7 protein-coding genes are annotated in these 8,183 nt (G+C 75.3%); 4 read left to right on the plus strand and 3 right to left on the minus strand.

Annotation, left to right across the window (positions count from 1 at the left end):
• Positions 1–52 precede the first annotated feature (52 nt).
• Entirely contained in the window at positions 53–1,684 is a 1,632-nt protein-coding gene (locus tag PV341_RS41710; protein ID WP_500360583.1) for a nickel transporter, read from the plus strand.
• A gap of 82 nt (positions 1,685–1,766) precedes the next feature.
• A complete protein-coding gene (locus tag PV341_RS41715; RefSeq protein ID WP_500360585.1) occupies positions 1,767–3,413 on the plus strand; it encodes a serine/threonine-protein kinase in 1,647 nt (548 codons plus the stop codon).
• 91 nt (positions 3,414–3,504) lie between these two features.
• Here the strand turns inward: PV341_RS41715 and PV341_RS41720 are convergent, their stop codons facing one another.
• Positions 3,505–4,296 (minus strand): SGNH/GDSL hydrolase family protein, encoded by a 792-nt coding sequence (locus tag PV341_RS41720; RefSeq protein ID WP_499511030.1) that lies wholly within the window; start codon positions 4,294–4,296, stop codon positions 3,505–3,507.
• A 366-nt stretch (positions 4,297–4,662) separates the two neighbouring features.
• Between PV341_RS41720 and PV341_RS41725 the strand changes: the two genes are divergently transcribed.
• Positions 4,663–5,778, plus strand: coding sequence for a DUF5925 domain-containing protein (locus PV341_RS41725; protein ID WP_500360587.1), 1,116 nt, complete (start codon positions 4,663–4,665; stop codon positions 5,776–5,778).
• Complete coding sequence (locus PV341_RS41730; protein ID WP_500328476.1) at positions 5,778–6,320, plus strand: TrmH family RNA methyltransferase; 543 nt, start codon at positions 5,778–5,780, stop codon at positions 6,318–6,320. The genes PV341_RS41725 and PV341_RS41730 overlap by 1 nt, the downstream gene beginning before the upstream one ends.
• Positions 6,321–6,330: 10 nt before the next feature.
• Here PV341_RS41730 and PV341_RS41735 read toward each other — a convergent pair whose 3' ends face one another.
• A complete protein-coding gene (locus PV341_RS41735; protein ID WP_500328477.1) occupies positions 6,331–6,705 on the minus strand; it encodes a GntR family transcriptional regulator in 375 nt (124 codons plus the stop codon).
• Complete coding sequence (locus PV341_RS41740; RefSeq protein WP_500360588.1) at positions 6,702–7,868, minus strand: methyltransferase domain-containing protein; 1,167 nt, start codon at positions 7,866–7,868, stop codon at positions 6,702–6,704. The genes PV341_RS41735 and PV341_RS41740 overlap by 4 nt, the downstream gene beginning before the upstream one ends.
• Positions 7,869–8,183: the final 315 nt, after the last annotated feature.

The raw sequence follows: 8,183 nt of genomic DNA on the forward strand, positions 1-8,183 counted from the left end.
CCGCCGCCCCCGCCGCCCGCCGCGCGCTGGCACGCATCGAAGGAGACCCGTCATGATCCGGCGCAGGACGGCCGCCGCGGCGGCCGCGGCAGCGGCGGGAGCGGCCCTCGCGCTGCTTCCCGCAGGACAGGCGCAGGCGCATCCGCTGGGCAACTTCACCGTCAACCGCTACGACGGCCTGGTCGCCGCCCCCGGTGTGCTGCGGATCGACCACGTCGAGGACCTCGCCGAGATCCCCGCGGCCCAGGCCGTCCCCGCGATCGACCGGGACGGCGACCGGGCGCTGGGCCGCGCCGAGTTGGCGGACTGGGCGGGGGCGCGGTGCGACGCGGCCGCGGAGGGCGCACGGGCGTCCGTGGGCGGTCGCCGCGAACCGGTCACCGTGCGCCGGGCCACGGCGACCGTACGGCCGGGGCAGGCGGGGCTGACGACACTGCGCGTCGAGTGCCGGATGACGGCGCGCCTGCCGGACGGCAGGTCCGCGCCCCTGACGTACCGTCCGGCGGACATCGGTGCCGGGCCGGGCTGGCGGGAGATCACCGCGCGCGGCGACCGGATGACGCTCCACGACGCCGACGTGCCGGGGACGTCGGTGTCGCGGCGGCTCACCGCGTACCCGAAGGACCTGCTCTCCTCGCCCGCCGACGAGCGCGCGGCCGGTTTCCGGGTGACCCCGGGCGGCCCCGCGCTGGCGGCGGAGGACGACGCCCCCGCCGCCGGTGTGCTGCCGCGCGGCGCGGACCGCTGGACCCAGGCCCTCACCGACCTGGTGTCACGGCACGCGCTCACCCCGGGGTTCGCCGCCCTGGCCCTGCTCACGGCGCTGGCCCTGGGCGCGATGCACGCGCTCGCGCCCGGGCACGGCAAGACGCTGATGGCCGCGGCGGCCGCCGCGGGCGGCCGGCGGTCGCGCCGGGACATGGTCGCGCTGGGCGCGTCGGTGACGGTCACCCACACCATGGGGGTGTTCGCGCTGGGCCTGCTGGTGACGACCGGTTCGGCCGCGGCGCCCTCGGTCATCGGCTGGCTGGGCGTCGCCAGCGGGGTGCTGGTCGCCTGCGCCGGTGCGGCGCTGCTCCGCCGCGCCTGGCGGCTGCGGGGTCAGTCCCACGGCCACGACCACGGACATGGGCACGGGCAAGGGCATGACCACGGCCACGACCATGGGGGCGGCCACCACGGGCACGGCCATCGCCACCACGGCGAACACCACGTCCACCCGCGCCGCCCCGCACCCGCACCCGGGACGGCGGCGCAGACCGCGCCCGCGGCCGTCCTCACCGCCGAACGCCCCGCCCCCGAGCGCCACGTGCACGTCCACCCGCACACACACCCGCACGAGCCGCGGCCCACGCTCCGGGGCACGATCCTGCTCGGCTTCGCCGGCGGTCTCGTCCCCAGTCCTTCCGCGGTGGTCGTCCTGGTGGGTGCCGCGGCACTCGGCCAGGCCTGGTTCGGCTTCCTGCTGGTGCTCGCGTACGGCGCGGGTCTGGCGATCACGCTCACGGCCGCCGGTTTCGCCGTCGTGCGCCTCGGGCGGCTGGCCGGGAAGGCGTCGGCGCTGCGGTCCCGCGGCTGGCTGTTCACGGCGGCACGGCGCCTCGCGCCGCTGGCCACGGCGTCCGTGGTGCTGGTGCTGGGCTGCGGTCTGCTGCTCAGGGCGGTGCTGGCACTGCCGGCTTGAGGGAGCTTTCCGTCGAAAGGGTCCGTTCGGGAGGAAGTTCGGTCATGCTGGGCTGCGGGCGGCACGAAGGGGGGACACGCCGATGACACGGCTCGTGGCGGGGCGCTACCGGCTGATCAGCGAGCTGGGCCGGGGCGGCATGGGTGTGGTGTGGCTGGCCCGGGACGAACTGCTGGGCCGCGAGGTGGCCGTCAAGGAGGTCAAGGCCCCGCCGGGCCTGGAGGACGGGGAGGTCGAGCGCCTGTACGCGCGGCTGCAGCAGGAGGGCATCGCGGCCGCGCGGGTCGAGCACCCCAACGTCATCAAGGTGTACGACGTGGCCATGGCCGAGGGCAGCCCGTGGATCGTCATGGAGCTCGTCCGGGGCGTGACGCTCGCCGACGTCCTCGACGCGGAGGGCCCCATGGACCCCCGGCGCGCCGCGGGGATCGGCGGCAAGGTGCTGGCGGCGCTGCGCGCCGGCCATGCGGCCGGGGTGCTGCACCGCGACGTGAAGCCGGGCAACGTGCTCATCGGCAACGACGGGCGGGTCGTGCTCACCGACTTCGGCATCGCCATGATCGAGGGCTCCTCGGCGATCACCCGCACCGGCGAACTGGTGGGCTCACCGGAGTTCCTGGCCCCCGAGCGGGCGCTCGGCCGCCGTCCCGGCCCGGAGTCGGACCTGTGGTCGCTCGGGGTGCTGCTGTACGTGGCGGTGGAGGGCGGTTCGCCGTTCCGCCGCGACACCGCACTGAGCACGATGCGCGCGGTGGTGGACGAGGAACTGCCCGAGCCGCGCAGGGCGGGGCCGCTGGCCCCGGTGATCACCGGACTGCTGCACAAGGACCCGGCGGCCCGGATCCCGGGCGACGAGGTGCAGCGGCGGCTGGACGCCCTCGCCGCCGGGCGCACCCCGCCGGGCGCCGGAACGGCCTACGCCACCACCCAGGCCGCCGTGCCGATGCCGCCGGGGCCGGACGGCACACCGGTCCGGTCCACGCCGGTCTCCTCGACTCCCGTCTCCTCGACACCGCTCGGGCCGACGACACCCGTCGGCACCGGATTCGGCCCCCCGTCAGGTGGTCCCCCGGCCCGGCCTCGTCGCGCGGCGGTGGCGATGGCCGCGGGCGTGCTCGCCCTCGCCCTGGGCATCGGGGGCGTGGCCTACGCCCTGCTCGACGACGGCTCACCCGGCGGTTCCGGCCACGGCACGACCGCCGGGAACACCCCGGGCGGCGACGGGACCCCGTCCGCCACCGGCTCGCAGGACGACGACGACACGGACGCCAGCGGCTACGAGGCGACGGCCGGCGGCGGCGACTCCGCGTCTCCGCACACCTCGGCGCCGCCCAGCACCCCGGCCCATGTGAACGTCCACGTCACGGTGTCGGCCGTGCGCGACACCTACACCGGGGGCTGTCCGCCGCCCGCGGAGCAGGCGCCGTCCTACTCGGCGGGCGTCACGGTCGACCGCACCCCGGTGACGGTCACCTACCGCTGGAGGACGAGCGGCGCCGGTTCCGACCATGGCTGGCAGACCCTCGACTTCCCCTCGGGCGGCCCGAGGAGCCGGACGGTCGAGCACACCGAGCCGTCCTACGAGCCGGACGGCACGATCGAGGGCTGGGTGGCGGTCGAGGTGCGCAGTCCGGTGGGGACGGAGTCCGCGCACGTCCCGTTCACGGTCACGTGCCGGGCGCCGAGCCCGTCGCCGAGCGGTTCGGAGGGGACGGCGACGACCCCCTGAGGCAGCGCCGGCATGGGCGAGGGGTGCCGGGCGGTGGCCCGGCACCCCTCGTCTCACGTCGTCCGGGTGCTCCGCTCTGCGGTGCCGCGGGTCACGCGGCGGAGGTGAACACCGGCAAGTAGCCGCCGGACTGGCCGGAGGCGGTGGGGTGGTAGGACTCGTAGACGGGGAGGGTGAGGCTGTGCAGCCAGGCCGAGCCCGAGCAGAGCTCGTGCCCGGTGAAGGTGCCGCGGACGTCGGCGAAGGCGAAGCCGTGGTCGGCGGCGCGCTTCGCGGTGACGGTGTCGAGGAGGTCGGCCGCGTCGTTTATGGCCCTGCGCTTGGTCTCGCTGAGGCCGATGCAGGTGGTGCCCAGCTTGTAGAAGCGCGGGTAGCCGAGGACGACGACCCGGGCCGAAGGGGACCTGGAGCTGATGGCGTTGTAGACGGAGTCGAGCCGTGCGGGCAGCTGGTTGTTGGCGAAGTCCCTGGCCTGGTTGATACGGCTGAGGCAGGTGCTGTCGGAGCTGAGGACGCAGGTGGTCATCACGTCGGCGAAGCCGGCGTCGTTGCCGCCGATGCTGATGCTGACCAGGGTCGTCGAGGCGTTGAGCGGACCGAGCTGATTGTTGAGCACGTCGGTCGTGGTCGCTCCGGAACACGCGGTGAAAGAGAACCCGGACGGGCTATGCGCGTTCGCCCACAGCCGGGGGAACGCCTTGCTGCTGCGGTAGCAGCTGCCGCTCGAGCCGTCGTAGCTGCCGGACCCGACTCCGGCGGAGTACGAGTCGCCCAGGGCCACGTAGACGGGGCCGGCGGCTCGGGCGGAACCGGCACCAACCAGGGCGAGTGCGGCGGTAAGGAGAAGTGTGGATGCGGCTGACACGAAACGGGACAGTCTCATGGAACCTCCCTTAGCAGGATCTCTGCCGCATCTTTCGTACCGCGCAGTAACACGTTCGGGAAGTGTCCATGCCAAGATTTCTTGACATGGACATTCCTGCGAGCTGTCCGTGATCGCCGCTGCGTGCACCGGATGTGACGCCGTCTCGGCCGGCGGGCTCTACTCCCGTAGTTGGGAGGCCCTTTAGGGGCGCCGACGGCGGCACCGCCCGGACGCGCCATCCCCGGCCGGACGCCCGGTGCCCCGTGAACCGCCCGCTGTGCCCGGATCGGGCCGGTTCCACCGGGCGTGCGGGAATTCCCGGTGATTCCGCCACTGCGTGAAAACCCGGTGCGGACGCGGACCCCGTGCCGGATCATGAGCGGCATGCCCGACGCAACGCCCCCGCATCGCGCCCTGTCCATCCGTCTCGGCATGAACGACGACGACTCGCCGTCCGACGCCATCGACGCCCTGTTCCTGAGCCGCTTCGTCACCGGCGAGCAGCCCTACTCGTGCGGCACGTCCCTGGACCGGGTCAAGTCGGGGCTGACGCTCGTACCGAGCGGCGGGTCGGTGCTGCGCTCCGCGCGGGACAAGGACCGCGGCGCGACCCTCGCCGAGGGCGACGGCTGGACGATCCTCGTGTCGCGCTGGCACCGCCGTGCCGACGTGACGGTGACCGCGGTCACCGAGGAGCTGGCGCAGCGCGTCCTGGCCGAGGCCGTCGAGGACGCCGAGGACCAGCCGGAACCGCAGCCCGACGACGTGACCATGGGCTTCTGGTACGTCGCCCCGCGCCGCGGGCCGCACCGCATCACGCGGCAGATCAGCGCCGCCCCCTGGGACGACGTGCGGGGCAACTACACCGCGCCGGTGGCGGAGGCCATGGACGGGCTGATGAAGCTCACCGCCGCCGACGTCAGCGGCCGGCTGCTGCTCCTGCACGGCCCGCCGGGCACCGGCAAGACCTCCGCGCTGCGCACGCTGGCCCGCGCCTGGCGCGACTGGTGCCAGGTGGACTGCGTCCTCGACCCCGAGGTGCTCTTCAACGACGTCGGCTACCTGATGGAGATCGCCATCGGCGAGGACGACACCGAAGGGCCGGGCCGCTGGCGGCTGCTGTTGCTGGAGGACTGCGACGAGCTCATCCGCGGCCAGGCCAAGCACCAGACCGGCCAGGCGCTGTCCCGTCTGCTCAACCTCACCGACGGCCTGCTCGGCCAGGGCCGCAACGTCCTGGTCGGCATCACGACCAACGAGGACCTGGAGCGGCTGCACCCCGCGGTGGTCCGCCCCGGGCGCTGCCTGGCCCGGATCGAGGTGGGCCCGCTGACCCGCGCCGAGGCGACCGGCTGGCTCGGCACGTCCGAGGGCATCGGCCGGGACGGCGCCACGCTCGCGGAGCTCTACGCCCTGCGCCGCGGCGCCTCCTCCTCCGGCGGCACCGCGCTCCCCCACCAGACGACCCCGGCCTCCGCCTCCGGAGGCCTCTACCTCTGATGGCCGGGGGTCCGCCCGGCGGCGCGACGGGGAGGATACGGACCCGCACCCCGGCGGAACTGCGCCGCAGTCGCCGCCCGCGGTCGCACAACTGCTGGGACCACCTGTACGCGGCGCCGCTGTGGCCGCTGCACGGCGCCAACCTCGGGACGCTGCTGCGCACCTGCGACGCCGTCGGCGCGTGCCTGGTCGTCCCGCGCTTCCCCTGGGTGCCGGAGGCGCTCGCCCGCGGCAACACCCTGCGGCGGCCCGCCTGCGTGCACTGGACCGGCGATCCCCTGGGCTGGCTGCAGCGGCAGCGCGACCGCGGAGCGCACGTCGTCGGGGTCGAACTCGCCGACGAGGCGGTCCGGCTGGCGGACCTGCCGGCCGCGCGGCGCACCACGGTCGTCGTGCTGGGGCACGAGCAGCAGGGCATCCCGCCGGAGGCGCTCGACCTGCTCGACCTCGCCGTCGAGATCCCCATGGTCGGCATGGGCGCCAGCCTCAACGTCGCGGTCGCGGGTTCGCTGGCGCTGTACAAACTCGCCGGACTGCTGTGAGCGGCGCGCGCTACGCCTCGTACGCGGCGCGCAGCGCGTCCCGCACGGCGTCCTCGGCGGCGGCGCGGTCCAGGCCGAGGCGCCGCACGCGCTGGGCGTAGGCCGACGCGGCGGCGGCCGCCTCACGGGTGGCGGCGTCGCCCGCGGCCGCGACGAAGGTGCCGTTGCGGCCGCGGGTCTCGATCACACCGTCCGACTCCAGGGCGCGGTAGGCCTTGGCCACGGTGTTGGCCGCCAGGCCGAGGTCGTCCGCGAGCCCGCGGACGGTCGGCAGCCGGTAGCCGACCGGGAGGGCCCCGGAACGGGCCTGGTCCGCGATCTGCTCGCGCAGTTGCTCGTAGGGCGCGGCGGCCGCGTCCGGCCTGACGGTGATCTTGAGGCTCACGGTGTGTCGTCCTCCCGGCGGGACGGGGCAGCGCTGTTTGTCGCGGCCATTGTGCTGCACGCACCGTCCGCGAGGACGACGGCGCGGCCGGGCCCCGCCGGGTCGTGGGCGATCGCGTCCCCCGGCTCGTGCAGGTGCAGCACGAAGCGCTCGCCCGCGCGGTACGCCTCCAGGCCCGCCCTGCAGTACGCCACCATGTCGTCCGGCAGCGCGTCCAGGGGGAACCAGCCGAGCTCCGAGCACTTCTCCGGCTCGCGGTTGACCGGCTCGTGGACGCCGCCGTCCGCCTCGAAGAACCAGCCGATGCGCTCGCCCCCGCCGGGCGCGCGGTGCTGCATGACCAGGGCGACGGCGATGTCCTCGGGGCGCAGCACGACGCCCACCTCCTCCTGGGCCTCGCGGACCAGGGCCGTCAGGACGTCCTCGCCGTCCTCGACGTGGCCGGAGGGGGCGTGCAGCAGGCCGTCGGCGTAACCGGTGTTGACGCGGCGGCCGAGCAGGACCTCGTCGCCGCGGCGGAGGACGAGGTGGACGTCGACGATCTCCGTGTGCCTGCGGGGCTGCTTGATCCGCACGACCGCGGCGTAGCGCTCGTCGTGGACCGGGCCGCCCCACAGCGCGGTGTCGTGGGCGAGCTGCTCCACCTCGGTGTGCTCGGCGAGCGGCCGTACCATCGCGGCCAGTTCGGCGGCGCGGATGCCCACCGGCTCGGCCTCTCCCCAGCACCCCTCGACCAGCACGAGGCGTCCGCCGCGGCGCAGCAGCCGGGCCCAGCGGCGCAACGCGGCCACGGGGTCGGGCAGCGCCCACAGCATGTGCCGGACGAGCACCACGTCGAACCGGCCCTGTGCGACGGGCGGTTCGGCCGCGTCCCCGAGCAGGACGCGGGCCCCGGTGCCGGCCAGCTTCGTCCGGGCCAGCGCGGCCATGCGCGCGGAGCGGTCGACGGCGGTCACCCGGTGCCCCTGCTCGGCGGCGAGCCGCGCGAGGCTGCCCGTGCCGCACCCGAGGTCGAGCACGTCCGCCGGGGTGCCGGGCAGCCACGCCCGCAGCCGCGCCGCCCACGCCTCCCGCACGGCCGGCTCCCGCAAGCCGTGGTCGGGCTCCTCGTCGAAGCGGTCGGCCACGGTGTCCCAGTACGTGTCACTGCTGAGTTCGCCCACCCCGTGATCCTTCCACCCCCCACTGACAACGCCTCCGTGCTTCCCCGCGGGACCGCCGGGTCCGGCCGGACCACGCCCCACGTGGCGATCCCCCGAGGAAGGGGCGACAGACGGATCCCGCCGAGGCCTGACCACGACCGCCCCCAACCGCCCGCGGACGCGGACGCCTCCCGCGCGGGACCAGGTGTGCGCGGCCCCGCATCCGGTGCCGCGGCCGAGGACACCGCCCCTGCCCCGGCCGCACGGGGCCGGCCCCACGCGGCCGCCACCGGCACCCCCCGTAACCGGGCCAGCCCCAGTTCCGACTCCAGCAGC

It is taken from the genome of Streptomyces sp. PA03-1a (assembly GCF_033792805.1).
In the GTDB taxonomy this organism is placed as follows: Bacteria; Actinomycetota; Actinomycetes; order Streptomycetales; family Streptomycetaceae; genus Actinacidiphila.